We start from the raw sequence: 26482 nt of genomic DNA on the forward strand, positions 1-26482 counted from the left end.
CACCTCTGCGAACCACCGAAAGGCCATCACATGGCACGCCTCGTTGGTGTGGACCTCCCGCGCGACAAGCGCATCGAGATCGCACTCACCTACATCTACGGCATCGGCCGTACCTCCGCCCAGCAGCTGCTCTCCGAGACCGGGGTCGACCCGAACACTCGGGTGCACGAGCTCGGCGACGACGAGCTGGTCAAGCTCCGCGACGCCATCGACGCCAACTTCAAGATCGAGGGTGACCTCCGACGCGAGGTCCAGGCCGACATCCGTCGCAAGATCGAGATCGGCAGCTACCAGGGTCGCCGTCACCGCATGGGCCTCCCGGTCCGCGGTCAGCGCACCAAGACCAACGCGCGTACCCGCAAGGGTCCCAAGCGCACGGTCGCCGGCAAGAAGAAGTCCAAGTGATCGCACGCCCCCGGGCGTCTCACTGCACTTCGATCTCGAACTCACCGACCAGCTAACCCAGGAGTACATCTATGCCTCCCAAGAGCCGCACCGCGGCCGGCGCCAAGAAGGTGCGCCGCAAGGAGAAGAAGAACGTCGCGCAGGGCGAAGCCCACATCAAGAGCACGTTCAACAACACCATCGTCACCATCACCGACCCCACCGGTGCAGTGATCTCGTGGGCCTCGGCCGGCACCGTCGGCTTCAAGGGCTCGCGCAAGTCCACCCCGTTCGCCGCGCAGATGGCCGCCGAGGCCGCCGGTCGTCGGGCGATGGAGCACGGCATGAAGAAGATCGACGTCTTCGTCAAGGGCCCCGGCTCGGGACGTGAGACCGCGATCCGTTCCCTGGGTGCGATCGGCCTCGAGGTCGGCACCATCCAGGACGTCACGCCCACGCCCCACAACGGCTGCCGCCCGCCCAAGCGCCGCCGCGTCTGACCCGCGCCCGAGAACAGGAGACTTGAGAGATGGCCCGTTACACCGGCCCCATGACCCGGAAGTCCCGCCGTCTCGGCGTGGACCTCGTCGGCGGTGACGCTTCGTTCGAGCGTCGCCCCTACCCCCCCGGCGCGCACGGTCGTGCCCGCATCAAGGAGAGCGAGTACCGCTCGCAGCTGCAGGAGAAGCAGAAGGCCCGCTTCACCTACGGCGTGATGGAGAAGCAGTTCCTGAACTACTACAAGGAGGCCTCGCGCCGCTCTGGCAAGACGGGTGACAACCTGCTCCAGATGCTCGAGTGCCGTCTCGACAACGTGGTCTACCGCGCCGGGTTCGCCCGCACGCGCCGCCACGCCCGCCAGCTGGTCTCGCACGGCCACTTCCTGGTCAACGGCAAGAAGGTCGACATCCCGTCGTTCCAGGTCACCGCGCACGACATCATCGACGTGCGGGAGAAGTCGCTGGAGATGACCCCGTTCATCGTGGCGCGCGAGACCCACGGCGAGCGCGTCGTCCCGGCCTGGCTCGAGGCGCTGCCCGAGCGGATGCGGGTCCTGGTCCACCAGGTCCCCACCCGCGCGCAGATCGACCTGCCGGTCCAGGAGCAGCTCATCGTCGAGTTCTACTCGAAGAAGTAAACGCTCGGGGGCTCCGCCCCCGAGTACCCCCGCTGGGGCTCCGCCCCAGACCCCGGGCAAGTGCTCGGGGGCTCCGCCCCCGAGTGCCCCCGCTGGGGCTCCGCCCCAGACCCCCCGCGGCCCAGGTCGCGGGGGTGGGGGACCGCTCCATCTTCCTTCCACCTCGCAGTTCGGGCCCGTCAAATAGCGGTCGGACCCGGAAAGGAAAGAACCAGTGCTCATCGCACAGCGCCCCACCCTCTCGGAAGAGACCGTCGACGAGTTCCGCTCGCGCTTCGTCATCGAGCCCCTCGAGCCCGGCTTCGGCTACACGCTCGGCAACTCGCTGCGCCGCACGCTGCTCAGCTCGATCCCCGGCGCCTCGGTCACCAGCATCAAGATCGACAACGTCCTGCACGAGTTCTCGACCGTCGAGGGCGTCCGCGAGGACGTCACCGAGCTGATCTTGAACCTCAAGGGCCTCGTCGTCTCCTCCGAGCACGACGAGCCGGTCACCATGTACCTGCGCAAGTCCGGCGCCGGCGACGTCACCGCCGCCGACATCGCGCCCCCGGCCGGTGTCGAGGTGCACAACCCCGACCTCAAGATCGCCACGCTGTCCGACAAGGGCAAGCTGGAGATGGAGCTGGTCGTCGAGCGTGGCCGCGGCTACGTCTCGGCCGTGCTCAACAAGGGTGCCGACAACGAGATCGGCCGGATGCCCGTCGACTCGATCTACAGCCCCGTGCTGAAGGTGACCTACAAGGTCGAGGCCACCCGTGTCGAGCAGCGCACCGACTTCGACAAGCTCGTCATCGACGTCGAGACCAAGCCCTCGATCCGTCCCCGCGACGCGATCGCCTCGGCCGGCAAGACGCTGGTCGAGCTCTTCGGCCTGGCCCGTGAGCTCAACGTCGAGGCCGAGGGCATCGACATCGGTCCCTCGCCCGTCGACGAGCAGCTGGCCGCCGACCTCGCCCTCCCGGTCGAGGACCTGCAGCTGACAGTGCGCTCCTACAACTGCCTCAAGCGCGAGGGCATCCACACCGTGGGTGAGCTCATCGGCCGCTCGGAGCAGGACCTGCTCGACATCCGCAACTTCGGTGCGAAGTCGATCGACGAGGTCAAGGCCAAGCTGGTCGAGATGGGTCTGTCCCTCAAGGACAGCGCGCCCGGCTTCGACGCTGCTGCTGCCCTGGCTGCGTACGGCGACGACGACGACGACGCGTTCGTCGAGGACGAGCAGTACTGACGCTCAGGGGCTCCGCCCCCAGACCCCCGGTCCGTGAGGACCAGGACAAGAGAAAACCGCACCCGAGCAAGCTCGGGTGCGTCTACCCCGGTACCTCACACGGCCGGAGAGAAGAGAGAGAACGATGCCCAAGCCCACCAAGGGTCCCCGCCTCGGCGGCAGCCCCTCCCACCAGCGCCTCATCCTGGCGAACCTGGCCACCCAGCTCTTCGAGCACGGCCGGATCACCACCACCGAGTCGCGGGCCCGCGCCCTGCGTCCGTGGGCCGAGAAGCTGATCACCAAGGCCAAGAAGGGCGACCTGCACAACCGTCGCGAGGTCCTCAAGACCATCCGCGACAAGGGCGTCGTGCACGTGCTCTTCACCGAGATCGCCCCGACCTTCTCGGAGCGCCCCGGCGGCTACACCCGCATCACCAAGATCGGTCCCCGCAAGGGCGACAACGCGCCGATGGCCGTGATCGAGCTCGTCACCGAGGCCTACAGCCCCACGCCGAAGGCGGCCACCCCCGCCCCGGCTGCCGAGGAGACCCCCGCCGAGGAGGCTCCTGCTGAGGAGACCGCCACGGAGGAGACCGCCACCGACGAGGCCCCGACCGAGCTGGGCGAGGAGGCCTCCCCCGAGGAGTCCGTCGTCGCCGAGGCCGAGGTCACCGACGAGGGCGACGCCAAGGCCTGAGAGGCCCCAGCAGCACCGCTCCACGAGGGGAGGTCCACCGGTTCGCCGGGGGGCCTCCCCTTCGTCGTACCCGCTCCCGGCCCGGCGCCTAGACCTGCTCGCCGAGGACCGCGAGCAGGTCGGCGGCGTCCAGCCCCCGCACGCCCCCGGTCTCGCGGGCCAGCCGGTTGAGCGTGACCTGGACCAGCTCGTTGGCCGGGGTGGGCACCCCGTGCAGACGGCCCAGCAGCACCACCTCGCCGTTGAGGTGGTCGACCTCGACGTCCCCGGTGCGGCGCGCCAGGCTCTGCCAGGTCGACGAGCCCGCCTCGTCACGGCGCACGAGCGGCCGCAGCAGGTCGCCGCGCCGGGCCAGGTCCTCCTGGCGGGAGACGACCGCGATCCCGGCCGCCCGCAGCACCCGCTCACCCTCCTCGCGCACCAGGGCGACGAGCCGGTCGGCGGCCGGGCCCTCCTGGCAGGCGGCGTCGACACCGTTGCCGAGGTTCATCAGCAGCTTGCGGTGCTTCCAGGCCATCGCGTCGACGCGCGGGACGCTCTCGAACCCCGCGAGGCGCAGGTCGGCGCTCAGCGCCTCGTCGACCGCGTCGACGCCACTGGGGTAGGTGCCGACGTCGAGCAGCCCGGGTGCTCCCAGGGAGTGCACGACGACCCGGCCGGGAGCCAGGTGGCTGGCCGGCATCATCACGGTCACCGCATGCACGTGGGCGAAGTGGCGCAGCGCGGCGCGCTCGTTGCTGACCCCGTTCTGCAGGCACACCACCGGGGTGCCGGGCGGCGCGTGGGCCGCGAGGTCGGCGAGCGCGGCAGCGGTCTGCTGGGACTTGACCGCCAGCAGCACCACCGTGTCGTCGTGCCAGTCGACCTCGGCCGGGCTGGCGACCGTGCGCAGCCGCACCAGGCGCTCGTCGTGCCCGACACCGAGCCGCAGCCCCTCGGCCTGCAGGCGGGCGAGGTGCTCGCCCCGGGCGACCGCGGTCACGTCGACCCCGGCCTCGTGGAGCAGTGCCGCGACGCCACCACCCACGGCGCCGACGCCGACGACGACGTAGCGGTGCCTGCTCACCGCGGCCACTCGCGCTCGACGAGGCGCACCGCGTCGGCCACGCCGAGGCCGAGGCGGCGTACGGCGGTCACGTAGGCGGCGGCGGCCCGCTCGGCCTCGGGGGCGCCGGCCGGGGCGGCGGAGGCCACGAAGGTGCCGCGCCGGCCCTCGGTCACCACCACGCCGTCGGCCTCGAGCTCGCGGTAGGCGCGCGCCACCGTGCCGGTGGCGACCCCCAGCTGCTCGGCCAGCCCACGCACGGTCGGCAGCCGGGTGCCCGAGGGCAGGTCGCCCGAGGCGGCGCGGGTCGCGACCTGGCGACGCAGCTGCTCGAAGGGCGGCTCCTGCGAGCCCGGGTCGAGCGGCAGCACTGTCATGGCCGCACCCTACGACCCGGTGCGGGCACGGACCGGGGTGCTCGCGCGGCTGGTCACGTGGTAGACCCGGGGCATGGACGCGGACGTGATGGTGGTGGGCGAGGCCCTGGTCGACGTGGTGCACACCGCCGACGGCGAGACGGGGGAGCACCCCGGCGGAAGCGCGGCCAACGTCGCGGTGGCGCTGGCCCGCCTCGGGCGCGGCGTGCGCTTCGCGACGTCGTACGCCGACGACGCCCACGGCCGGCTGATCGGTGAGCACCTGAGCGCCGCGGGCGTCGAGCTGGCCCTCGACCCCCACGTGGTCGAGCGCACCTCGACCGCGGCAGCCACCATCGGCGCCGACGGCGCGGCCAGCTACGAGTTCGACCTCGACTGGCGCCTCGGCGAGGTGCCCCTGTCGCCGGCCCCGGCCGCCGTGCACGTGTGCTCCCTCGGAGCGGTGGTCGAGCCCGGCGCGAGCGCGGTGCTCGAGCTGGTCGAGCAGCTGCGCGAGCGGGCCACCGTCACCTACGACGTCAACGTGCGCGCCGCCGTGACCGGCACCGGCTCCGAGGTGGTCGAGCGGGTCGAGCGGGTGGTCGCGCTGGCCGACCTGGTCAAGGTGAGCGACGAGGACCTCGCCGAGCTGTGGCCCACCCTGCCCGTGGAGCGGGCCGCGGCCCGGCTGCTCTCGATGGGTCCGGCCGCGGTGGTGCTGACGCGTGGCGCGGAGGGCGCCACCTGGATCGACCACGACCGCGAGGTCGCCGTCGCACCCCGACGGGTCGAGGTCGCCGACACCATCGGTGCCGGCGACACCTTCGCCGCGGCGCTCGTCGACGGGCTGGCCGAGGAGGGCCTGCTCGGCGGCCGCCTGGCGGCGATGCCGGTCGAGGTGGTCGAGAGGCTGCTCGCCCACGCCGCCCACGCGGCCTCCGTCACGGTCTCGCGGCCCGGTGCCGACCCGCCGTACCGCTCCGAGCTCGGCTGAGGAGAGGATGGGCGGGTGCGCCTGCGGATCGACCTCGCCTACGACGGCACCGACTTCCGCGGCTGGGCCACCCAGCCCGGCCTGCGCACGGTCCAGCACCACGTGGAGAGCGCCCTGGCGGTCGCGCTGCGCATCGGTGTGCGTCACGACGACCCGCCGGGCAGCGCGCGGGTGCCGGTGGTCTGCGCCGGTCGCACCGACGCCGGGGTGCACGCCCGTGGCCAGGTGGTCCACGCCGACGTCGACGAGGAGCGGGTGCTGGCCTCCGCGGGCCGCTCGCCCGCACCGCCGCTCGAGGCGCTGGTGCGGCGCCTCAACGGCATCCTGCCGCCCGACGTCGTCGTACGCCGTGTCGTCCGGGCTCCCGACGGCTTCGACGCCCGCTTCTCCGCGACCTGGCGCCGCTACGTCTACCGGATCGCCGACCGGCCCGAGACGCTCGACCCGCTGACCAGGCGCGAGGTGCTGGCCTGGGCTCGACCCCTCGACGTCGACCTGCTGCGCAGCGCCTCCACGCACCTGGTGGGCCACCACGACTTCGCCTCCTTCTGCAAGCGCCGGGAGGGCGCGACCACCGTGCGCACGCTGCTCGACCTCGACTGGCGGCGCGCCCCGGCCGGGGGTGTCGAGGCGACGGTGCGCGCCGACGCGTTCTGCCACTCGATGGTGCGCGCCCTGGTGGGCTGCCTGCTCGTGGTGGGGGAGGGGCGCCGCCCGCCCGAGTGGCCCGCACAGCTGCTCCAAGCGCGAGAGCGCCCGTCCCAGGCGGCGGTCGCCCCCGCCCACGGGCTGACCCTCGAGGAGGTCGCCTACCCCGACGACCACGCGCTCGCGCTGCGCGCCGACCAGACCCGGGCCCGCCGCGCCGAGCTGCCCCCGTCCGACACCTCCGAGGAGACCGCGTGAGCGACGAGCACTACTTCACCGCCGACCCCTCGGTGCCCTTCAAGCGGGTGCCGGTCACGGTGTCGGTGTGGGGCCACGACCTCGACCTGGTCACCGGCTCGGGCGTCTTCGCCCAGGGCCGCCTCGACATCGGCACCGCCGTGCTGTTCCGCGAGACGCCGCCGCCGAGCGGCGGCCGGCTGCTCGACCTGGGCTGCGGCTACGGCGTGATCGGGCTGGCGGCCGCGGTGGCGGCGCCCGAGGCGCAGGTGTGCGCCGTCGACGTCAACGAGCGCGCGCTGCTGCTGGCTCGTGACAACGCCCGCGCCCTGGGAGTGGCCGAGCGCTACCGCGCGCTGCTGCCCGACCAGGTGCCGGCGGAGGCGACGTACGACGAGATCTGGTCGAACCCGCCGATCCGGATCGGCAAGCAGGCGCTCCACGAGCTGCTGCTGACCTGGCTGCCGCGGCTGGCACCCGGTGGCCGGGCGGTGCTGGTGGTCGGCAAGAACCTCGGGGCCGACTCGCTGCAGCGCTGGCTCGGCGAGCAGGGCTGGCCCACGACGCGCCTGGCCAGCGCCAAGGGGTTCCGGGTGCTGGAGGCCCGGCGCGCCGAGGACTGACGAGCGGACGACGTGAGCGCGCGGGCGCGGGCACACTGGCGGCCATGACCCACGTGCAGTGGCTGTTCGAGACGGCCTCGGTGCAGCTGCAGGACCTCGTCGCTTCGCTCGAGGAGGCGGACTGGGCCCGCCCCACGAACTGCGGAGTGTCGGTGCGGGAGCTCGTCGAGCACCTGGTCGCAGGCAACGAGTTCGCCGTACGACTCCTGTCGGGCGCAGAGGACGCCCGGTCAGGGGTCGACGAGCTGCGGCTCGGGCCCGACCCGCTGGGCCAGCTGGAGCGCTCCTGCCGTGCCCAGGCAGCAGCCTTCGCGGGCGCCGATCGTGCCCGGCGGTTGCGGCACCCCTCGGGCGACATCGACGTCGAGACGTTCGTCAGGTTCCGGCTGGGCGACCTGACCATCCACACCTGGGACCTCGCCGTCGCCGCAGATCTCGACGCCACCCTGGAGCCGGCGCTGGTGGCGGCGCTGTGGAGGTTGGTCGAGCCGCACCTGCAGGAGATGCAGGCGATGGGGGTCTACGGGGCCGGGACCAGCGGCAGGCTCGCTCCCGAGGCGGATGAGCAGAGCCGACTGCTCGATGCGTTCGGCCGGGCACAGCCCTGAGTGTGCCTGCGCCCGCGCACGGCCGGGTCAGGGGGTGAGGCCGTGGGCGAACAGCTCGGCGGCGGCGGGGTCGGCGCTGGTGCGCCGGCGGTAGGCCAGCAGCACCAGCTCGCTCGCCGGGGCGTTCACCTCGACCACCGGGCGGCCCTCCCCGACGGCCACGGGCTCGGCGTCGAGGTCGGTCGGGGTGAGCAGCAGGGTGCCCGGCAGCGGGTCGATGCGACCCATCCGCAGCTGACGGGGGTAGAAGAGCGTGACGACCTCGCGGACGGCGTCCCAGGCCAGCGCCGCCGGGACGTCCCACTCGTCGCTGCGGCCCTGCGAGTCGAGCAGGTCGAAGGTGTGCAGGTGGGTCTCGTGGGTCTGGCGCCGCGTCCACCACCCGGCGGTGCCGCGGCCACGCCCGAAGGTCCAGGTCTCCTGGTCGGGGTCGGTGCCCACCAGCACCCGCACCAGGTCGTCGGCGTGCGTGCGGAACCAGCCGGGCAGCTCGCCGAGGTCCGTGGGCGCCGGGGCGGGACGGGCCTCGGGATCGCCGGTGCGCACCACGTGGGCGGCCCACTGGTAGACCCCGCCGACGTGCTCGACCAGGTCGGCGACGCACCAGTCGGGGCAGCCCGGCACCGGGGCGGCCGGGTCGGCCTCGTCGACCAGTGCGGCCATCCGCTCGGTGGCGGTCTGCAGGAACCTGTTCCAGTCGTGGGGCACCGGGCCATCCAAGCACGACGACGGCGCCCGGTCCGCGAGGGACCGGGCGCCGCCGTCAGTGGTGCTGCGCAGACGCTGGGCGTGGATCAGCCGGCGTCGGGCACGCCGCCCTCGGGCGGGGCGTCGCCCGCCTGGTCGGAGGAGTCCTCCTCGATCGGAGCGTCACCGATGTCGCTGACGAGCACCGGGGTGAGCTCCTCGGCCTTGCCGCCCTGGAGCTCCACGACGCGCATGCCGGAGATGCCCATGTGGCTGTCGGCGCTGAAGCGGAACGGCGCGAGCTGCGGGCCCTCGATGTCCTCGAAGGACTCGACGGCCTCCACGAGCCCGTCGCGGGTCAGGTCCTCGCCGGCCGCCTGCAGGGCCTGCACGAAGGCGTAGGCCTGCGACATGCCGTAGATGCGGTAGTTGGTCAGGTCGCCGCCCTCGCCCTCCTGGTCCCAGACCTCCTGCCACAGCTGCACCCACGGGTCGTCGGTCGCGTCGACACCGGGGATGTACTCGGTGGTGAGCACGCCGTTGAGCGAGCTGTTGTCACCCTCGACGGCCCCCTCGGAGAACCGGTTGAGCAGCGAGCCGACCAGCTGGGGGTCAGAGCCGACGTTGGAGTAGAACCAGGTCGGCTCGTAGCCCAGGGCCAGCGACGTGAGCTGGGTCAGCGCGGTGTAGGAGGGGGTGTTGAAGGAGATGACGAGGTCGGCGCCGGCGGCCTGGAGACCCGCCACCTGGGGACCGACGTCGGTGTTGCCGGAGGTGTAGCGCTCGACGCCGACGATCTGCTTGTCGAGGTACTGGCGCACGCCCTTCTCGCCGTCCTCGCCGAAGTCGTCGTCCTGCAGGAAGAGCCCGACCTTGGCCTTGGGCATGTTCTCGGCGATGTACTGGCCGATGATCTTGCCCTCGATCTCGTAGTCGGGCTGCCAGCCGAAGGTGTAGGGCTTGGACTCGACGTCGTCGCCCCACTGCAGCGAGCCGGAGGAGACGAAGAGGTCGGGCACGCCCTCGGAGTTCAAGAAGTCGACGACCGCGCTGTGCGTGGGGGTGCCCAGACCGCCCACCATCGCGAAGATCTCGTCCTGCAGCACCAGCTCGTTGGTGACCTGGCTGGTGTTGGTCGGGTTGTAGCCGTCGTCCTTGACGATGTACTCGATCTGGCGACCGTTGACGCCGCCGGCCTCGTTGACGAAGTCGAAGTAGGCCTGGGCGCCGGTCGGGATCTCGCTGTAGCCGGGTGCGGCCACGCCGGTGAGGGGGAAGTGGGCACCCACGGTGACGGTGTCCTCGGTGACGCCGACGTCGGAGGCGCCACCTCCCTCGCCGCCGGTGTCACTCTCGCGGTCGCCTCCGGCGCCGCAGCCCGCCAGGACCATGGTGGCCGTGAGCAGGCCGGCCACAGGGGCCAGCAGTCGTGCCTTCATCGTGTACTTCCCTTCGGGGTGGTGGGTCCGGACGCCTGGGGCGTGCCGGGGTCGTGCTCGTCGGAGCTGTCGTGCTGGTGAGTCGTGGTGGCGGGTGAGCCGGTCTTGCTGGCAGCGCCGGCGGCGGCCATCTGGCGCCGGGCGCGTCGCCCGGCCAGCGACATCCGCGTGGTCCCGACGAGGCCGGCCGGGGCCAGGAGGATGACCAGCACCATGACCAGGCCGTAGACCAGGGGCGCCAGCTCGGCGGACCGGATGTCGGAGAGACCGGCGTCGCCGCCGATGCGGGTGACGAAGGGGGGCAGGAAGGTCAGCAGGCCGGCGCCGATCAGGGCGCCCGACAGGTAGCCCAGGCCCCCGAGGACCACCGCGGTGAGCAGGGTCAGGCTCAGCACGATGGTGAAGCCGCTGGGTGCCGCCAGTCGTGCGGTGATGGCCAGCACCGAGCCGGCGGCACCGGCCGCGGCGGCGCTGACCATGAAGGCGGAGATCCGGGCCCGGCCCAGACGGATGCCGGCCAGCTCGGCGGAGACCTCGTCGTCGCGCACCGCGCGCCAGCGGCGCCCGACCCGGCCACGGGCCAGGTTGGCCAGCAGCACGAAGGTGACGATGAGGGTGATCCAGCCGAGGTAGGCGACGTACTGGCTGCGTGACATCTCGGTGCCGGTCAGCAGGTACTCCAGGTCCAGCGCCCACACGGGCACGTCGGGCAGCGAGACCCGCAGGCCCTGCTCACCACCCAGGAAGCTGCCGAAGTACAGCGCGATGCCGGGCACGGCGATGGCCAGCGCGAGCGTCGCGCCGGCCAGGTAGGGGCCGTGCAGGCGGGCCGCGGCGACACCCACCGCGGTGCCGACCACGAGCGCGACGGCGGTCGAGGCGAGCACCACCAGCGAGATCGGCATCGAGGACGTCGGGTCGTCGAGCAGCAGCGCGGTCGTGTAGGCGCCGAAGGCCATCAGGGCGCCGTGGCCCAGCGAGATCTGGCCGTTGATGCCGGTGAGCACGGTCAGGCCGCCGGCGGCGATGCCGAGGTAGGCCATCGCGGCCAGCTGCAGGGCCCGGAAGTCGCCGACGCTCTCGAGGACCACGACCACCACGGCCAGGCCGACCAGCGCGGTCAGCAGGTGCCGGCCCAGCACCGAGTGGCGCCACACGTCGAGGAAGCGGTTCATCAGACCCTCCTGGCCGAGGCCACGGCGAACAGGCCGCCGGGCTTCAGGGTGAGCACGAGCATCAGGATCAGCAGGGCTGCCAGCGCGACCAGCTCGGAGCCGAGGTAGCCGCTGACGAAGCTGAGGGACAGCCCGAGCGTCAGGCCGCCCACGACCGCGCCGACCGGGCTCTCGAGCCCGCCGAGCACGGCGGCCACGAAGCCGTAGACGACGATCGAGTCCATGTAGCCGGGGTGCACGAGACCGCCGCTGGCGATGAGCAGGCCCGAGAGCGAGCCGACGACCGCGGCCAGCGCCCAGCCGAGGGTGAGCATCCGGCCGACCCGCACGCCCAGCAGCCGGGCCACCTCGGGGTTGTAGGCCGAGGCCCGCATCCGCAGGCCCACGTCGGTGTAGCGGAAGAGCAGCAGGAGCAGCACCATCACGGTGGCCACCGCGACGATCGTGAAGATGCCCGAGGTGGTGAGCCGGATCGTGGTGCCGCCCACCTCGAGGCCACGCAGGCCGAAGGGCGCCGGGAAGGAGCGGAAGCGGTTGCCGAAGATGACCGCGGCCAGGGCGTGCAGGGTGATGAAGAGACCCAGCGTCAGGATGACCGCGTTGATCTCGGGCTTGTCCTCCACCGGGCGGATGACGACCCGCTCGATCACCGCACCGAGCACCAGGCCCGAGAGCAGGGCGGCCGCGAAGCCGATCCAGTAGGAGTAGCCGGCGTCGATCAGGGTCAGCGCGATGAAGGTGGTCACCATCGCCATCGGCGCCTGGGCGAAGTTGACGATCCGCGTGGAGCGGAAGATCAGCACCAGCGCCAGCGCGAACGCGGCGTACACGGCGCCGAGCGTGAGCCCGCCGAGGGCGGTGTTCACGAGTTGTTGCACGTCGATCTCCGTTCTTGGGGTGGGCGGTGTGGCTCAGAAGCCGAGGTAGGCATGGCGCAGCTGGTCGTCGGCGGCCAGGACCGATGCCTTCTCGTCGGCGACGACGCGGCCGAGGTTGAGCACGACGCCGTGGTCGGCCACCGACAGGGCGCTGCGGGCGTTCTGCTCGACGAGCAGGACGCTGAGGCCCTGGTCGTCGACGAGGCCGCGCAGCAGGTCGAAGATCTGCGCCACGATGCGCGGCGCCAGGCCCAGCGACGGCTCGTCGAGCAGCAGCAGGCGGGGCTCCGACATCAGGGCCCGGCCGATGACCAGCATCTGGCGCTCGCCACCCGAGAGCGTGTGCGCCAGGCCGGCACGCCGGTCGGCGAGGACGGGGAAGAGCTCGTAGACGCGCTCGAGGTCCTCGGAGCGCAGCTTGCCGCCCTTGGCCAACCCGCCCAGGCGCAGGTTCTCCTCGATGGTCAGCTCGGTGATCACGCCGCGGCCCTCGGGCACGTGGACCATGCCCAGCGCCGGCATCTGCTCGGCGTTGACCTTGCGCAGCGGCTGGCCGTCGAGGGCGATGGTGCCGGACTCGGGGCGGTGCAGCCCCGAGACGGTGCGCAGCAGCGTGGTCTTGCCGGCGCCGTTGGCGCCGAGGACGGCGGTGATCTGGCCCTTGCCGGCGGAGAACGAGACGTCCTGCAGCGCGGTGATGGGGCCGTAGCCGGCGGTGAGTCGGTCGAGGGTCAGCATCAGTGGGTCACCTCGTCGCCCAGGTAGGCCGCCAGCACGGCGGGGTCGTTGCGCACCTCGTCGGGCGTGCCGTGCGCGATCACCCTGCCGAAGTCGAGGACGGTGATCTCGTCGCAGACCCGCATCACGAGGTCCATGTGGTGCTCGACGAGCATCACCGACATCCGTGAGCCCAGCGACGTCACGAGGTCGCCGAGCTCGTCCATCTCGGCCGACGACAGGCCGCTGGCCGGCTCGTCGAGGAGCAGGAGGGTCGGCTCGGCCGCCAGCGCGCGGGCCAGCGCGACCCGCTTGCGCACCGGGTAGGGCAGGCTCGTGGGGTAGCGGTCGGCGTACTGCTCGATGTGCAGCTCGGCCAGCACTGCCCGGGCGCGCTCGCGCAGCGCCTTCTCCTCGCGCCCGGCGCGGGGCAGCGCCAGCAGCGAGCCCAGGAAGCCCGAGCGGGCGTGCCGGTCGGCGCCGACCACGACGTTGTCGAGCACCGTGATCCGGTCGAAGAGGCCCAGGCCCTGCAGCGTGCGGGCCATCGAGAGCCCGGCCAGCTGGTGGGGGGCCAGCTTGTCGAGCACGGTGCCCTCGCGCACGATCCGGCCGGTGTCGGGGGTGACGAAGCCGCAGGCGACGTTGAAGAGCGTGGTCTTGCCGGCGCCGTTGGGGCCGATGACCCCGTGCACCGAGCCGGGGCGCACCGTCAGGCCCACCTCGCTCAGGGCGGTGATCCCGCCGAAGCGCACGGTGACGTCGGAGAGCTCCAGGGCCGGGGCGGGGCCGCCTTCTGCGGACGGTGTGGACGACATGTGGTCCTTCCTGGAGCGGGCAGCCGGACGCGTTCGTCCGGTTGTGACCTGCACCACCTTGGTCGCAGCGCACAGATCGCGCACTAGGCGGAGAGCACAAAATTCCTTGGCTGCTGCGCTATTTCACCTCCTTTACGCTGGCGTTCCTTGTGCGTTGGGTGCGAACGTGCTGCTCATGCGTGTTGACGTCGGTCCCGGGAGGGCCACCCTGGAGGACGTCCAGCGCGCCTGGCTGCCGCTGGTGGAGCAGTCCGACCAGATCGCCGACAGCATCACGCTGACGCTGCTCGAGCGCGACGCAGCCGTCTACGACCAGGTCGGGCCCGACCTGCGCGCCGACGTCCGCGAGAGCACCAGGGTGCACATCAGGCGCGGCCTCGAGGTCCTCACCGGCCGGCGCCCGGCCGGCGGCTCGTCGGCGGCCCAGGTGTGGCGCGAGACCGGTCGCCGCCGCGCGCAGCAGGGCGTCCCGCTCGAGCTGGTGCTCAACGCCTACACCGTCGGCGCCCGGATGCTGTGGGAGGCGCTGGTGGCCCACTCGCAGCGCAAGGACGGCCGCGGTGACGAGCCGGTGCTGCTGCTGGCGGCCCGGATCGTGTGGTCGAACCTCGACGTGCAGACCGCGGTGCTCATCTCCGCCTACCGCCGCGAGAGCGCCCGCCTGACCCGCGTCGACCTGCAGCGCCAGCAGTCGGTGCTCGACGCCCTCGTGGAGGGCCGCGGCGCCGACCCCGAGTACGCCGCCGAGGTGCGCGACGCGCTCGGCATCGACCCCGACGCCCCGGTCGGCTGCCTGGTGGCGCTGCTCGACGGCGAGGTCGACGCGGGCCTCGAGCCCAGCGAGGACCGGCTCGAGCGGCTCGGGCTGACCGTGCGCTGGCACGTGCGCGGCGGCACCTACTTCGGGCTCGTGGCCGCTTCGTCGCGCGGCGCGACCGGTGCCGCGGTGTCGCCGCTCGCCGAGGACCTCCTCGTCGACGTGGTCGGGCCGCAGGTGCGGGCGCGGGTCGGGGTCTGCGTGGCGCCCGACGGGGTGGCCGGCTTCGCGGCGGCGTACCAGCTGGCGACCCGGGCGGCCGAGACCATGGGCCGGGGCACCACGGGCGCCGTGGCGGTCTCGCAGCGCCTGCCCGAGGTGCTGCTGGCCGGTTCGCCGCAGGTGGCGCCGCTGCTGCTGCGCGAGACCCTCGGCCCGCTGCTGGCCCAGCCCGAGGCCCAGTCGCGCACCCTGCTCGACACGCTCGCCGCGCTGCTGCGCCACGACGGCTCGCCCACGCACGCCGCCGAGGAGCTCTACTGCCACCGCAACACCGTGATCTACCGGCTCAAGCAGATCGAGGAGCTCACCGGCCGGTCCCTGGCCAGCCCCCGCGACAAGCTGCTGCTCGAGCTGGCCCTGATGGCCCGCGACCGCTGACCCGCTCGCCGTTGGTCGAGCAGGGAGGAGCGCCAGCGACGAGCGTCGCCGAGACCCCGTGAGAACCGCGCCGGCCGTACGTCGTGGAGCCGGGCGACCGCGGAGTGGTCACTCCCGACAACCCAGGCCGCCCTGGAGGTGTCGTTCGTGACCACTGCGCCGTCCGAGCCTGCTCGCCGTACGCCGTGGGGTCACCGGGTTTCGGCGACGCTCGAGCCTTCGGCCCTCGCTGCTCAACCAACGGGGTCGTTGGTCGAGCAGGGAGGAGCGCCAGCGACGAGCGTCGTCGAGACCCGGTGAGGGACACGCGGGCCGCAACCACTCGCCGTACGCCACGGGGTCGCTGGGTTTCGGCGATGCTCGAGCCTTCGGCCCTCGCTGCTCAACCAGCGGGGTCGTTGGTCGAGCAGGGAGGAGCGCCAGCGACGAGCGTCGTCGAGACCGCGTGAGAACCGTGCTCGCCGTACGCCATGGGGTCGCCCGGTTTCGGCGACGCTCGAGCCTTCGGCCCTCGCTGCTCAACCAACGGCGGGCCCTCGCTGCTCAACCAACGGCGGGCCCTCGCTGCTCAACCAGCGACGGGGTCGCTCAGGGGTGCAGGAGGGGGCGGAAGAGGGCGAGGGTCTCGTCGACGGCGCGGTCGGCCGCCTCGGAGTGGCGGCCCATGTCGACGAAGCCGTGGACCATGCCGGGGAAGACCCGGTGCTGCACCGGGACCCCGGCCTCCTCGAGGGCGCGGGCGTAGGCGTTGCCGTCGTCGCGCAGGGGGTCCAGCTCGGCGGTGACGACCACGGCCGGGGCCAGGCCGTCGAGGCGGCCGTGCAGCGGCGAGAGCCGCGGGTCGGCGGGGTCGAGGTCGGGCGCGTCGCCGGCGTACTGGGCGCCGAACCAGGCCATCGTGGCGGTGTCGAGGAAGTAGCCCTCGGCGTTCTCGGAGTGCGAGGGGTAGGAGCCGGCCGAGTCGGTGACGGGGTAGATCAGCAGCTGGGCGGCCAGCGGGCGGCCCTCGTCGCGCAGCACCTGGGCGGTGACCGCGGCCAGGTTGCCGCCGGCGGAGTCGCCGGCCACGCCCATCGCCTCGGAGCCGCCGAGGTCGGCGAGGTTGTCGCTGACCCAGTGCGTGGCGGCCAGCACGTCCTCCAGCCCGGCGGGGAAGGGGTGCTCGGGGGCGAGGCGGTAGTCGACCGAGACCACGACGGCCTCGCAGCGCGACGCGATCAACCGGCAGGTCAGGTCGTGGGTGTCGAGGTCGCCGATCACGAAGCCGCCACCGTGGAAGAAGACGACCGTCGGCAGCGACTCGAGGTCGCTCGAGGGCCGGTAGACCCGGCCCGGGCGGGCCGCGGCGCCGCCGGGGAGGTGGACGTCCTCGACCGAGGCCATCTCGGGCAGCACCGAGGGGTCGCGCAGGTCGACGGCCAGGGTGCGGAACCCGGCGCGGGCCTCGTCGGCCGTGCCCTCGTGCATCGGCGGGGTGCCGGCCTGCTCGAGGAAGGTGAGCAGGGTGGCGAGCTGCGGGTCGATCGGCACGGGTGGTCCTCCTGGTGGTGGTGCGGTCGGGGTGGGGTACGTCGCTGGGCTCGGCTCAGACGAAGGCGCTGATGCCGGTCTCGTCGCGGCCGATGAGCAGCTTCTGGATCTGGCTGGTGCCTTCGTAGAGCGTCATCACGCGGGCGTCGCGCAGGTACTTGGCCGGCGGGTACTCGTCGACGTACCCGGCCCCGCCGTGCACCTGCAGCGCGTTGTTGGCCGCGCGCACCGCCGCCTCGGAGGCGAAGAGCTTGGCCTTCGACGCCGCCACCCCGTAGGGCTCGCCGCGGTCGATCAGGTCGGCGCAGCGCCAGGCCAGCAGCCGCGCGGCGTCGGCGTCGAGCGAGATGTCGGCGATCATGTCCTGCACCAGCTGGAAGCCGGCCAGCGGACGGCCGAACTGGGTGCGGGAGGTGGCGTACTCGACCGCCGTCTCGAGGCAGCCCTGCACGATGCCCACGCAGCCGGAGGCCACCGCGAGGCGGCCCTTGTCGAGGGTGCTCATCGCGATCTTGAAGCCGGTGCCCTCCTCGCCGAGCATGGCCGAGGCAGGCACCCGGACCCCGTCGAGGAACAGCTCGGCGGTGGCCTGGCCGCGCAGCCCGAGCTTGCCCTTGATCTCGCGGGCCTCGAAGCCGGGCGCGTCGGTCGGCACCAGGAACGCCGAGATGCCGCGCGGCCCGGCGCCGCCGGTGCGGGCGAAGACCAGCGCGACGTCGGCCCAGGTGCCGTTGGTGATGTAGAGCTTCTGGCCGTCGATCACGTAGTCGTCGCCGTCGCGGCGCGCCCGGGTCGTCAGGTTGCCCGCGTCGGAGCCCACGTCGGGCTCGGTGAGCCCGAAGCAGCCCAGCTTGGTGGCCTCGGCCAGCTGGGGCAGCCACTCCTGCTTCTGCTCCTCGCTGCCGTGGAAGAGGATCGACTTGCCGACCAGGCCGCTGGAGACCGAGACGATGCCGCGCAGCGCCGAGTCGGCGCGACCCAGCTCCTCCATGGCCAGCGAGTAGGTGACGTAGTCGCCGCCGAGGCCGCCGTACTCCTCGGGGATGGTCAGGCCGAAGAACCCGATCTCGGCCATCTTGGGCACGATCGCGAGGTCGACGGACTCGGCGCGGTCCCACTCGACGCGGTGCGGGACCGCCTCGCGGTCGAGGAAGTCGCGTGCCAGCGCGCGGAAGGCCTGCTGCTCGTCGCTCAGGGAGAGGTCCATGGGGTCATCCTGCCTCGGGGGTGGGGGCGGCCAGGTCGACCAGGCGCGCCAGCGCGTCGCGGTGGGCGTCGGGGCTGCCGAGGAGCACGTGGTCGGCCTTGGCCCGCTTGAGCCGCAGGTGCACCGGGCTCTCCCAGGTCATGCCGAGCCCGCCGTGCAGCTGCACGGCCTCCTCGGCGGCGTGCACGGCGACCTCGGAGCAGAAGGCCTGCGCCACGGCCACCGACACCGGTACGTCGCTCTCGCCGGCCAGCGCCGCGGCCGCGTGCGCCGCGACGGCGGAGGCCTGGCCGACCTCGGCGTAGAGGTCGGCGAGGCGGTGCTTGAGCGCCTGGAAGCCGCCGACGACGCGGCCGAACTGGCGGCGCTCCGAGAGGTGCGCGACGGTCTGCTCGAGGCACCAGGCGGCCAGCCCGGCCTGCTCGGCCGCCAGCACCCCGGCCGCGGTGGCCAGGGCGTGGTCGAGGGCGGCGGTGACCTCGTCGCCGGTGGCCAGGGGCGTGCCGGCCTCGACGTCGAGGCGGACGTCGCTGACCGGGCGGGTCGCGTCGAGGGAGGTGCGTGTGGAGACCGCGACCCCGTCGGCGTCGACGGGCACCAGGTGCAGAGCCGGGCCGCCGGGTCCGTGGACGGGCACCAGCAGCAGGTCGGCCGGGAGGCCGACGACACCGCGCACCTCGCCGGCGAGACGGCCGCCGGAGGCCTCGATGCCGGTCCGCCGGGCCCAGGAGCCGGCCGAGGCGGTGCCCGCCGGCACGACGAGAGCCGCGGTGCCGCCCTCGGCCAGGCGGGCGAGCGGCTCGGCGGCGCCGAGGCGGACGAGCAGGCTGGTGGCCAGCACGGCGCTGGTCAGGAACGGCACGGGCGCGCAGGCGCGACCGCACTCCTCGGCGACCACCGCGGCCTCCCGGGGCCCGGCCCCGGCACCGCCGTGCTCCTCGGGCACCAGCAGCGCGGCCAGGCCGAGGTCGTGGGCCAGCCCCGACCAGGCAGGCCCCGAGACGTCGTCGCTGCCGTCGGCCAGGGCGACCAGCGCCTCGGTGGGGCAGGTCTTGACGAGCACGGCGCGCACCGAGCGGCGCAGGTCGGTCTCGACGTCGCTGGGCAGCAGGTCGAGGTCGGGGGCGGCGGGGATCGGCTGGGCGGTCATCGGGGCAGGTCCTTCCACGCCACGTCCTTGTCGACGCGCGGCTCGCCGGGCAGGCCGAGCACGCGCTCGGCGATGATGTTGCGCAGGATCTCGGAGGTGCCGCCCTCGATGGAGTTCCCCTTGGCGCGCAGGTAGCGGTAGCCCGCGTCGCGCCCGGTGAAGTCGACCTTCTCGGGCCTGCTCAGGGTCCAGTCGTCGTAGCGCAGGCCGTCCTCGCCGAGCAGCTCGACCTCCAGGGCCGAGAGCTCCTGGGCGAGCCGGGCGAAGACCAGCTTGGTCGCCGAGCCCTCCGGTCCGGGGGCGCCGACGGCCAGCTGCTGGCGCACCCGGCTGCCGGTGATCCGGGCGGCCTCGGCCTGCACCCACAGGTCGAGCAGGCGCCGGTGCGCCCCGTGCGTACGACGCTCGGGGTGCGCACGCCAGGTCTGCGCCACCTTGCCGACCATCCCGGCCTCGCGCGGGACGGCCTGGCCGCCGATCGAGACCCGCTCGCTGTTGAGCGTGGTGTTGGCGATGCGCCAGCCCTCGCCGACCGCGCCCAGCAGCTGGGCCGCGGGCACGCGCACGTCGGTGAGGAAGACCTCGTTGAACTCGGCCTCGCCGGTCAGCTGCCGCAGCGGGCGCACCTCGACGCCCGGCTCGCGCATGCCGAGCAGGAAGTAGCTCAGCCCGCCGTGCTTGGGCACGTCGGGGTCGGTGCGCGCGACCAGGATCGCGAAGTCGGCCAGGTGGGCCGAGGAGGTCCACACCTTCTGCCCGTTGACCACCCACTCGCCGCTGGACTCGTCGGGCACCGCCCGGGTCGCCACGGCCGCCAGGTCGGAGCCGGCACCGGGCTCGGAGAAGAGCTGGCACCAGATCTCCTCGCCCAGCCACAGCGGGCGCAGGAAGCGCTCGTGCTGCTCGGGGGTGCCGTGCGCCAGGATCGTCGGCGCGGCCATGCCCAGCCCGATGCCGTTGCGCTCGGGGGCGTTGTCGGGCGCCCCGGCCGCGGCGAGCAGGTCGTCGACGTGGGCCTGCAGGTCGCGCGGGAGCCCGAGGCCGCCGAGGCCCGCGGGGAAGTGCACCCAGGCCAGGCCGGCCTCCCACCGGGCGCGCAGGAACTCGGCACGGTCGGTGGTGGCGGGGTCGTGGGCCTCGAGCATGGCGGTGACGCGCTGCTCGAGGTCGCTGCGGTGCTGCTCGCTCACGAGGTCGCGTGCGTCTGCTTGCGGATCTCGGCCTTGGCCAGGGCGTTCTTGTGCACCTCGTCGGGGCCGTCGGCGAAGCGCAGCGTGCGGATCGAGGCGTAGGCGTTGGCCAGCGGGAAGTCCTGGGAGAGGCCGCCGGCACCGTGCACCTGGATGGCCTTGTCGAGGATCCACTGCACCGTCTTCGGCGTGGCGATCTTGATCGCCTGGATCTCGGTGTGGGCGCCGCGGGCACCCACGTCGTCCATCAGCCAGGCGGTCTTGAGCACCAGCAGGCGCAGCTGCTCGAGGCGCACCCGCGACTCCGCGATCCAGTCGCGCACCACGCCCTGCTCGGAGATGGCGCGGCCGAAGGCGACCCGCGAGTCGGCGCGGGTGCACATCAGCTCGATGGCCTTCTCGGCGACGCCGATGGCGCGCATGCAGTGGTGGATGCGGCCGGGGCCCAGGCGGGCCTGGGCGACGCCGAAGCCGCCGCCCTCCTCGCCGATCAGGTTCGAGACCGGCACCCGCACGTCCTCGAAGCGCAGCTCGGCGTGGCCGCCGTGCTCGTGGTCGTCGTAGCCCATCACGTGCATCGGGCGCACCACGGTCAGGCCCGGGGTGTCACGCGGCACCAGGATCTGGCTCTGCTGACGGTGCCGCGAGGCGCTCGGGTCGGTCTTGCCCATCACGATGAAGACCTCGCACTGCGGGTTCATCGCGCCGGTGATCCACCACTTGCGCCCGTTGATGACGTACTCGTCGCCGTCGCGCACGATCGAGGTCTCGATGTTGGTGGCGTCGGAGGAGGCCACGTCGGGCTCGGTCATCGCGAAGGCCGAGCGGATCCGCCCCTCCATGAGCGGGCGCAGCCAGCGCTCCTGCTGCTCGGGGGTGCCGAACATCGCCAGCACCTCCATGTTGCCGGTGTCGGGCGCCGCGCAGTTGAGGGCGGCCGGGGCCAGGTGGCCGGCGCGGCCGGTGATCTCGGCGAGCGGGGCGTACTGCAGGTTGGTCAGCCCGGCGCCCAGGTCGCCGTAGTGGCCCACCGGCAGGAAGAGGTTCCACAGCCCGCGGCTGCGGGCCTCGGCGCGCAGCTCCTGCAGCACCGGCGCGGTCGACCAGGCCCAGCGGTCGTCGAGGCCGGCGAGCTGGTCGGCGAAGACCTTCTCGTTGGGGTGGACGTGGGTGTCCATGAAGTCGAGCAGGCTCTCGCGCAGCTCCTGCGTACGGGCGTCGAAGGCGAAGTCCATGGTGGGTCCCTCCAGGGGGTCGGGTCGGGTCAGAGGTGCGAGGTGGCGGCGAGCCCGGCCGCCAGCAGCGGCGGCACCGCCTCGCCGATGGCATCGAAGCCCTCGCCCACGGTCTGGCCGTGGGCGTGGCGGTAGTGGATGCCCTCGAGAATGACGGCGAGCTTGAGGTGGGCCAGGCCCAGGTGGAAGTCCATCGGGCCCAGGTCGCGCCCCGAGGCGGCGGCGTACGCCGCGAGCTGGTCGTCGGCCGAGGGGTAGCCGGGGGCGGTGGAGACGTCGGCCAGCCCGGCGTCGGCCACCGAGGCGCCGGACCCGGCGACCAGGCCCGCCAGCCGGTCGTAGACGACCAGCAGCGCCAGGTCGGTCAGCGGGTCGCCGAGCGTGGCCATCTCCCAGTCGACGACCGCGCGCACCGGCTGCGGGTGGTCGGGGTCGACGAGCAGGTTGTCGAGGCGGTAGTCGCCGTGCACCACGGCGGGCGCGGCGTCGGGCGGCACGTGGGCGGCCAGGCGCTCGAGCAGCAGGTCGGCGTCGGGCAGGTCGCGGCTGCGCGAGCCCTCGAGCTGGCGGCCCCAGCGGCGCACCTGGCGCTCCAGGAAGCCGGCCGGGCGACCGAGGTCGCCCAGGCCGACCGCGTCGGGGTCGACGGCGTGCAGGTCGGCGAGCACCTCGATCATGCGTCCTGCGAGGGCGCGGGTGCGGTCGGGGCCCAGCGGCTCGACGTCGCTGGCACGGCGCAGCGCCACCCCGTCGACGACCTCCATCAGGTAGAACGGCGCGCCGAGCACGGCGTCGTCGGCGCAGTGCGCGTGCATCGCCGGGACCGGCACCGCGCTGTCGGCCAGGGCGTCCATCACCCGGTACTCGCGGCCCATGTCGTGGGCGGTGGCCTGCACGTGTCCCAGCGGGGGCCGGCGCAGCACCCAGCGCCGCGCGGGCTCCTCGCGCACGTGCAGGGCATAGGTGAGGTTGGAGCGTCCGCCGGTCAGCAGCCGCGCCTCGAGGGCGTCGGCGGCCGGCATCTCGCCGGGGCGCTGCGCGTCGTACCAGCGCTGGACCGCGACCAGGTCGAGGCCGGGCAGGGCGCCGCTCACGCGGGGCCCGCCAGGTGGTCGTCGAGCTTGGACTGCAGCCGGCGCATCCCGCCCAGCCAGCGGTCGGTGTCGGTGGCCCGGGCGGCGTAGTAGGCGGCGACCTCGGGGTGCGGCAGCACCAGGAAGCGGTCGTCGGCCAGGGCGTCGACCCAGGAGCCGGCGACGGTCTCGGGGGTGAGCGCCTCGTCGTGGGAGAGCAGGTCCTGCAGCGGGCCGGCCTCCTCGAGCATCCGGGTGCGCACGCCCTGCGGGCAGATTGCCTGCACGGTGACGCCGCGGTGGCCGTAGGTCACCGAGAGCCACTCGGCGAAGCCGACCGCGGCGTGCTTGGTCACCGAGTACGGCGCGCTGCCGATCATCGTCAGCAGGCCCGCGGCCGAGGCGGTCACCACGAACCGCCCGCCCTCGCCGCCGGCCTCGGCGGAGGCGACCCACTCGGGCACCAGCAGCCGGGCGGCGCGCACGTGGGCCATCACGTTGACGTCGACGACCCGCTCCCACACGTCGTCGGGGGTCTGCAGGCTGTCGGGGCCGCCGGCACCGTCGATGCCGGCGTTGGCCAGGTAGACGTCGATGCGGCCGAGCTCGGCGGTGGCCTCCTCGACCAGGGCGCGCACGCCCGCGTCGGAGGAGCAGTCGCCGGGCACGGCGACCGCGCCGATCTCCTCGGCCGTGCGGCGTACGGCGTCGGCGTCGAGGTCGTTGACCACGACCCGGGCGCCCTCGGCGACCAGGCGGGTGGCCAGCGCGCGGCCGATGCCGCCGGCGGCGCCGGTGACGACCGCGCCGCGGCCGGCCAGCGCCTCGTGGCCGGCCATCACACGCCGCCGGTGAGGGTGACGCCGCCGTCGATGAGCAGGGTCTGGCCGGTGACCCAGTCGGCGTCCTGGGAGAGCAGGAAGGCGACCGCGCCGGCGACGTCCTCGGGCACGCCGAGGCGCTTGAGCGGGTACTGCGAGGACACCTCCTCCTCGCGGCCCTCGTAGAGCGCCGAGGCGAACTGGGTCTTGACCACGGCGGGGGCGACGGCGTTGACGCGGATGGTCGGGCCGAGCTCGACGGCCAGCGACTCGGTCAGCGAGATCATCATCGCCTTGCTGGCGCCGTACATCGAGATGCCCGGGGCGGGCTTGACGCCGCTGACCGAGGAGATGTTGACGACCGAGCCGCCGTGCTCGCCCATCCAGGCGCGGTGCGCGGCCTGCACCCAGGCCAGCGCGCCGATCGCGTTGACCTCGACGATCTTGCGGGCGGCGTCGAGGTCGAGGTCGACGAGGGGACCGTAGGCGGGGTTGATGCCCGCGTTGTTGACCAGCAGGTCGAGGCTGCCGAAGGTCTCGACGGCACGCGTCACGACCTCCTCGCGGTGCGCGGGGTCGTCGGCCTTCCCGGCGACGGCCAGGGCCACGTCGGGACCGCCCAGGGTGCGCACGGCCTCCTCGAGGGCCTCGGGCTTGCGGGCGGTCAGCACGACGCGCGCGCCCTCGTCGACGAGTCGCTGGGCGATGCCCAGGCCGATCCCGCGGCTGGCGCCGGTGACGACGGCGGTGCGGCCCTTGAGTCCCTGCATGGTGCTCCCTCTCGAGTGGGTCGTTGCGCTCTGACTAAGCGCTTGCTTACTCTGACGCCATGGCCGCCGCCCGTCAACCCTCCACCACCGACGCGCGCGAGCGCCTGCTCGAGGCGGCGGTGGCCTCGTTCGCGGCCCGCGGCTTCCACGGCACCACCACCCGTGACATCGCTGCCGGCGCGGGGATGAGCCCGGCCGCGCTCTACGTGCACCACCGCTCCAAGGAGGAGCTGCTGCACCTGATCGCGCGGGAGGGGCACCTGCGCACGCTCGCGCTGGTGGAGGCCGCCGTCGGCCAGGGCGAGGGACCGGTCGGGCAGCTGACGCGGCTGGTCGAGGACTTCGTGCGCCACCACGCGCTGACCCACACCACGGCCCGCGTCATCAACTACGAGATGGCCGCGCTCAGCCCCGAGCACCTCGCCGAGATCATGGACCTGCGCCGGCGCATCGACGCCGTCGTCCGCGACGTCATCGACCGCGGCGTCGCGGCCGGGGTGCTGGCCACGGCCGATCCCGCGATGACCGCGACCGCGCTGCTGTCGCTGGGTATCGACGTGGCGCGGTGGTACCGCGACGACGCCGGCTGGACCCCCGAGCAGGTCGCCGCGCACTACCGCGACCTGGCGCTGCGGATGGCCGGCGCCTGAGGCTCGGCGGACGGCGGGTGGGCCGGTCACCGGGTCTCGGCGTCGTTCGTCGCTGGCGCTCCTCACTGCTCGACCAACGGAGGCGGGTGGCTCAGGCCTCCTCGAGGGAGGAGACGACCATGTCGGCCACCTCCGCGGCGTCGGCCGCGTCGGCGGAGGTGACGGTGATGGTGACGACGTCGGCACCGACCTGGGCCAGCAGCACCTCGAACTGGCCCGGGGTGCCGTTGATGTCGAGCTGGTAGTCGGCGCGCAGCACGTCGCCGACGGGGGAGTCGACGGTGGCCACGTCGCCGGTGGTGTCGGCGAACTGCTCGAGCTGCTGGGCGAGCTGCTGCTCCGCGGGCAGCTCGCCGGGCTGGTGCAGCACGTTGACGTTGGTGAGCACGCCGCCCTGGGCCCCGCCGTCGGCGACCGCGACCAGGTCGACGTCCTGCAGCGTCGCCTCGAGCTGCGCGGGCGGCACGCCGAGCCGCTCGGCGATCGCGGCGAGCGCGCCGTCCTCGCCGTCGGCCAGCGCCTCCTGGGCCTCGAGGCTCTCCCAGCCCTCCGGCAGGCGCAGCCGCACCTGGTCGGTGCTGACCTCCTGGCTGCCGTCGTCGGCCGAGGTGTCCTCGGGGCTGTCCTGGGAGGGGGTCGACGTCGACTCGGCGGCGGAGCCGGTGCCGGCGTCGTCGCCCCCGCAGGCGGCCAGGCCGCCGGCAGCGAGGACGGCGAGCAGGGCGAGGGAGGCGGGCGCGGTGCGCGGACGTGGCTTCACTCCCGGACGGTACCCACCTGCTCGGGCCCCACACCTGGCTGCCGCTCCCACATGGCGGCGACGGCCACCACGGCCAGCGCGAGGACGGCTCCGGCCACGATGTCGACGACGTAGTGCTCGGCGAAGTAGACCAGCGCCAGGCTCATCAGGGCCGGGTAGCCCAGCAGCAGCCACCGCCAGGGCGAGCCCAGCCGCTGCACCGCGTGCACGGCGACCAGGAAGGCGATCCCGGCGTGCAGGGAGGGCATCGCGGCCACGGGGTTGCCCACGCCCTGCAGCACCAGGTCGAGGCGGCCGATGCCCAGGTCGTCCCAGCCCCGGCCGGTGAGCCGGGTGACCTCGCCCATCAGGCCCTCGCGCGAGGCCATCCACGGCGGGGCCATCGGGTAGAGGACGTAGACGACCAGGGCCCCGAAGCAGATCATCAGGTAGCGCCGCATCCACCGCGCCCAGGCCGCCCGGTCGCGTACCCACAGCACCGCGGCCAGGCTCAGCCCCACCAGGAAGTGGCTGGCGTAGACGGTGGTCAGCACGACGTCGTACCAGGAGGGCGACGCGGCGCGCAGGCACGGGCGCCCGCACCACGCGGCCTGCAGGTGCTCGGTCGGGGTGGTGCCGCCGCCGAGCCACTCGTCGACCCGGATCGGCATCGTCCAGTGCACCGGCAGGCCGAGCTCGTCGGTCAGGCCGCGGCTGTAGAAGTAGACGACCAGGCCGAGCATCGGCAGCGACCAGTCGCGCAGGAAGCGCAGGTGGTGGCGGGCCGGGGCCTCGACGTCCCAGGCGATGGTGCCCAGCCACAGCCACACGAAGACCTGGACGGTGTCGTTGGGGATGCCCAGGGTGCTCGACCAGGCCACGAGCGCCGTCGCCCACGCCGCCACCGCCAGGGCGCGGGGCAGCCGGCGGGTGCGACCGGTGGTCGGGGCCGCGACCGTCTCCGGCGCGGTCCCGGTGAGGCTCGAGGCCATGGCAGGAGCCTAGGCACGACAACGGCCCGGGGGGGGGGGGGGGGGGGGGGG

General features: G+C 73.5%; 29 protein-coding genes. 11 read left to right on the forward strand and 18 right to left on the reverse strand.

Features of this window, described 5'->3' with window-relative positions:
* Nucleotides 1-30 precede the first annotated feature (30 nt).
* The 5 genes from rpsM to rplQ all read left to right on the forward strand — a co-directional run bounded on the left by rpsM (nucleotide 31) and on the right by rplQ (nucleotide 3432).
* Nucleotides 31-405, forward strand: a complete 375-nt coding sequence (gene rpsM, locus ABKW28_RS12415) for a 30S ribosomal protein S13 (RefSeq protein ID WP_193668484.1) — start codon at nucleotides 31-33, stop codon at nucleotides 403-405.
* 71 nt (nucleotides 406-476) lie between these two features.
* On the forward strand, nucleotides 477-884 hold the full coding sequence (gene rpsK / locus ABKW28_RS12420; protein WP_090849777.1) for a 30S ribosomal protein S11: 408 nt from the start codon (nucleotides 477-479) through the stop codon (nucleotides 882-884).
* Between the two features lie 29 nt (nucleotides 885-913).
* Nucleotides 914-1522 carry a 30S ribosomal protein S4 gene (gene rpsD / locus ABKW28_RS12425; RefSeq protein WP_193668483.1) on the forward strand — a complete coding sequence of 203 codons (609 nt, stop codon included), beginning with the start codon at nucleotides 914-916 and terminating at the stop codon, nucleotides 1520-1522.
* Nucleotides 1523-1736: 214 nt separating this feature from the next.
* Nucleotides 1737-2753 carry a DNA-directed RNA polymerase subunit alpha gene (locus tag ABKW28_RS12430; RefSeq protein ID WP_193668482.1) on the forward strand — a complete coding sequence of 339 codons (1017 nt, stop codon included), beginning with the start codon at nucleotides 1737-1739 and terminating at the stop codon, nucleotides 2751-2753.
* A gap of 124 nt (nucleotides 2754-2877) precedes the next feature.
* Complete coding sequence (rplQ, locus tag ABKW28_RS12435) at nucleotides 2878-3432, forward strand: 50S ribosomal protein L17 (protein WP_348609955.1); 555 nt, start codon at nucleotides 2878-2880, stop codon at nucleotides 3430-3432.
* An 88-nt stretch (nucleotides 3433-3520) separates the two neighbouring features.
* Here the strand turns inward: rplQ and ABKW28_RS12440 are convergent, their stop codons facing one another.
* Both ABKW28_RS12440 and ABKW28_RS12445 read right to left on the reverse strand, forming a co-directional pair.
* Nucleotides 3521-4498 (reverse strand): 2-dehydropantoate 2-reductase, encoded by a 978-nt coding sequence (locus ABKW28_RS12440; protein ID WP_348609958.1) that lies wholly within the window; start codon nucleotides 4496-4498, stop codon nucleotides 3521-3523.
* Nucleotides 4495-4854 (reverse strand): GntR family transcriptional regulator, encoded by a 360-nt coding sequence (locus tag ABKW28_RS12445; RefSeq protein ID WP_193668479.1) that lies wholly within the window; start codon nucleotides 4852-4854, stop codon nucleotides 4495-4497. Before ABKW28_RS12445 ends, ABKW28_RS12440 begins: the two co-directional genes overlap by 4 nt.
* A gap of 73 nt (nucleotides 4855-4927) precedes the next feature.
* Here ABKW28_RS12445 and ABKW28_RS12450 point away from each other — a divergent pair, with 73 nt between their 5' ends.
* The 4 genes from ABKW28_RS12450 to ABKW28_RS12465 are packed head-to-tail and all read left to right on the forward strand — an operon-like array spanning nucleotide 4928 to nucleotide 7943.
* Nucleotides 4928-5827: a PfkB family carbohydrate kinase gene (locus ABKW28_RS12450; protein WP_193668478.1), complete on the forward strand. Its 900-nt coding sequence runs from the start codon at nucleotides 4928-4930 to the stop codon at nucleotides 5825-5827.
* 15 nt (nucleotides 5828-5842) lie between these two features.
* Entirely contained in the window at nucleotides 5843-6733 is an 891-nt protein-coding gene (gene truA, locus ABKW28_RS12455; RefSeq protein ID WP_348609961.1) for a tRNA pseudouridine(38-40) synthase TruA, read from the forward strand.
* Nucleotides 6730-7335, forward strand: a complete 606-nt coding sequence (locus ABKW28_RS12460; protein ID WP_348609964.1) for a methyltransferase — start codon at nucleotides 6730-6732, stop codon at nucleotides 7333-7335. The genes truA and ABKW28_RS12460 overlap by 4 nt, the downstream gene beginning before the upstream one ends.
* Nucleotides 7336-7379: 44 nt before the next feature.
* Complete coding sequence (locus ABKW28_RS12465) at nucleotides 7380-7943, forward strand: TIGR03086 family metal-binding protein (RefSeq protein ID WP_348609967.1); 564 nt, start codon at nucleotides 7380-7382, stop codon at nucleotides 7941-7943.
* A gap of 27 nt (nucleotides 7944-7970) precedes the next feature.
* Here the strand turns inward: ABKW28_RS12465 and ABKW28_RS12470 are convergent, their stop codons facing one another.
* The 6 genes from ABKW28_RS12470 to ABKW28_RS12495 form a co-directional block, all read right to left on the reverse strand.
* The gene (locus tag ABKW28_RS12470; protein WP_193668475.1) at nucleotides 7971-8651 is read right to left on the reverse strand and encodes a maleylpyruvate isomerase family mycothiol-dependent enzyme; all 681 of its coding nucleotides are present in this window, start codon (nucleotides 8649-8651) and stop codon (nucleotides 7971-7973) included.
* Nucleotides 8652-8737: 86 nt separating this feature from the next.
* A complete protein-coding gene (locus tag ABKW28_RS12475; protein ID WP_193668474.1) occupies nucleotides 8738-10069 on the reverse strand; it encodes an ABC transporter substrate-binding protein in 1332 nt (443 codons plus the stop codon).
* Nucleotides 10066-11244 carry a branched-chain amino acid ABC transporter permease gene (locus ABKW28_RS12480; RefSeq protein WP_193668473.1) on the reverse strand — a complete coding sequence of 393 codons (1179 nt, stop codon included), beginning with the start codon at nucleotides 11242-11244 and terminating at the stop codon, nucleotides 10066-10068. The genes ABKW28_RS12475 and ABKW28_RS12480 overlap by 4 nt, the downstream gene beginning before the upstream one ends.
* Complete coding sequence (locus ABKW28_RS12485) at nucleotides 11244-12110, reverse strand: branched-chain amino acid ABC transporter permease (protein ID WP_307823028.1); 867 nt, start codon at nucleotides 12108-12110, stop codon at nucleotides 11244-11246. The genes ABKW28_RS12480 and ABKW28_RS12485 overlap by 1 nt, the downstream gene beginning before the upstream one ends.
* A gap of 45 nt (nucleotides 12111-12155) precedes the next feature.
* Nucleotides 12156-12860 carry an ABC transporter ATP-binding protein gene (locus ABKW28_RS12490; RefSeq protein ID WP_193668471.1) on the reverse strand — a complete coding sequence of 235 codons (705 nt, stop codon included), beginning with the start codon at nucleotides 12858-12860 and terminating at the stop codon, nucleotides 12156-12158.
* The gene (locus ABKW28_RS12495) at nucleotides 12860-13657 is read right to left on the reverse strand and encodes an ABC transporter ATP-binding protein (RefSeq protein ID WP_193668470.1); all 798 of its coding nucleotides are present in this window, start codon (nucleotides 13655-13657) and stop codon (nucleotides 12860-12862) included. The genes ABKW28_RS12490 and ABKW28_RS12495 overlap by 1 nt, the downstream gene beginning before the upstream one ends.
* 175 nt (nucleotides 13658-13832) lie before the next feature.
* Between ABKW28_RS12495 and ABKW28_RS12500 the strand changes: the two genes are divergently transcribed.
* Entirely contained in the window at nucleotides 13833-15074 is a 1242-nt protein-coding gene (locus ABKW28_RS12500; RefSeq protein ID WP_348609970.1) for a helix-turn-helix domain-containing protein, read from the forward strand.
* Nucleotides 15075-15662: 588 nt separating this feature from the next.
* Here ABKW28_RS12500 and ABKW28_RS12505 read toward each other — a convergent pair.
* The 8 genes from ABKW28_RS12505 to ABKW28_RS12540 are packed head-to-tail and all read right to left on the reverse strand — an operon-like array spanning nucleotide 15663 to nucleotide 24050.
* Nucleotides 15663-16604 carry an alpha/beta hydrolase gene (locus ABKW28_RS12505; protein ID WP_348609973.1) on the reverse strand — a complete coding sequence of 314 codons (942 nt, stop codon included), beginning with the start codon at nucleotides 16602-16604 and terminating at the stop codon, nucleotides 15663-15665.
* A 55-nt stretch (nucleotides 16605-16659) separates the two neighbouring features.
* Nucleotides 16660-17811 (reverse strand): acyl-CoA dehydrogenase family protein, encoded by a 1152-nt coding sequence (locus tag ABKW28_RS12510; RefSeq protein ID WP_348609976.1) that lies wholly within the window; start codon nucleotides 17809-17811, stop codon nucleotides 16660-16662.
* Between the two features lie 4 nt (nucleotides 17812-17815).
* Nucleotides 17816-18961 (reverse strand): acyl-CoA dehydrogenase family protein, encoded by a 1146-nt coding sequence (locus tag ABKW28_RS12515; RefSeq protein WP_348609979.1) that lies wholly within the window; start codon nucleotides 18959-18961, stop codon nucleotides 17816-17818.
* Nucleotides 18958-20151, reverse strand: coding sequence for an acyl-CoA dehydrogenase family protein (locus tag ABKW28_RS12520; protein ID WP_348609982.1), 1194 nt, complete (start codon nucleotides 20149-20151; stop codon nucleotides 18958-18960). Before ABKW28_RS12520 ends, ABKW28_RS12515 begins: the two co-directional genes overlap by 4 nt.
* Nucleotides 20148-21386: an acyl-CoA dehydrogenase family protein gene (locus ABKW28_RS12525; protein ID WP_193668464.1), complete on the reverse strand. Its 1239-nt coding sequence runs from the start codon at nucleotides 21384-21386 to the stop codon at nucleotides 20148-20150. Before ABKW28_RS12525 ends, ABKW28_RS12520 begins: the two co-directional genes overlap by 4 nt.
* Before the next feature lie 29 nt (nucleotides 21387-21415).
* The gene (locus ABKW28_RS12530) at nucleotides 21416-22480 is read right to left on the reverse strand and encodes a phosphotransferase family protein (protein WP_348609985.1); all 1065 of its coding nucleotides are present in this window, start codon (nucleotides 22478-22480) and stop codon (nucleotides 21416-21418) included.
* Nucleotides 22477-23298, reverse strand: a complete 822-nt coding sequence (locus ABKW28_RS12535) for an SDR family oxidoreductase (RefSeq protein WP_348609988.1) — start codon at nucleotides 23296-23298, stop codon at nucleotides 22477-22479. The genes ABKW28_RS12530 and ABKW28_RS12535 overlap by 4 nt, the downstream gene beginning before the upstream one ends.
* Entirely contained in the window at nucleotides 23298-24050 is a 753-nt protein-coding gene (locus ABKW28_RS12540; protein WP_348609991.1) for an SDR family oxidoreductase, read from the reverse strand. The genes ABKW28_RS12535 and ABKW28_RS12540 overlap by 1 nt, the downstream gene beginning before the upstream one ends.
* A 59-nt stretch (nucleotides 24051-24109) precedes the next feature.
* Here ABKW28_RS12540 and ABKW28_RS12545 point away from each other — a divergent pair, with 59 nt between their 5' ends.
* Nucleotides 24110-24700, forward strand: a complete 591-nt coding sequence (locus ABKW28_RS12545; protein ID WP_348609994.1) for a TetR family transcriptional regulator — start codon at nucleotides 24110-24112, stop codon at nucleotides 24698-24700.
* A 91-nt stretch (nucleotides 24701-24791) separates the two neighbouring features.
* Here the strand turns inward: ABKW28_RS12545 and ABKW28_RS12550 are convergent, their stop codons facing one another.
* Together ABKW28_RS12550 and ABKW28_RS12555 are read right to left on the reverse strand one after the other, a co-directional pair.
* Nucleotides 24792-25460, reverse strand: a complete 669-nt coding sequence (locus tag ABKW28_RS12550; RefSeq protein WP_348609997.1) for a hypothetical protein — start codon at nucleotides 25458-25460, stop codon at nucleotides 24792-24794.
* Nucleotides 25457-26431 carry a phosphatase PAP2 family protein gene (locus ABKW28_RS12555; protein ID WP_348610000.1) on the reverse strand — a complete coding sequence of 325 codons (975 nt, stop codon included), beginning with the start codon at nucleotides 26429-26431 and terminating at the stop codon, nucleotides 25457-25459. The genes ABKW28_RS12550 and ABKW28_RS12555 overlap by 4 nt, the downstream gene beginning before the upstream one ends.
* Nucleotides 26432-26482: the final 51 nt, after the last annotated feature.

Origin of the sequence: Nocardioides sp. 31GB23 (genome assembly GCF_040012395.1) — a bacterium.
In the GTDB taxonomy this organism is placed as follows: Bacteria; Actinomycetota; Actinomycetes; order Propionibacteriales; family Nocardioidaceae; genus Nocardioides; species Nocardioides salarius.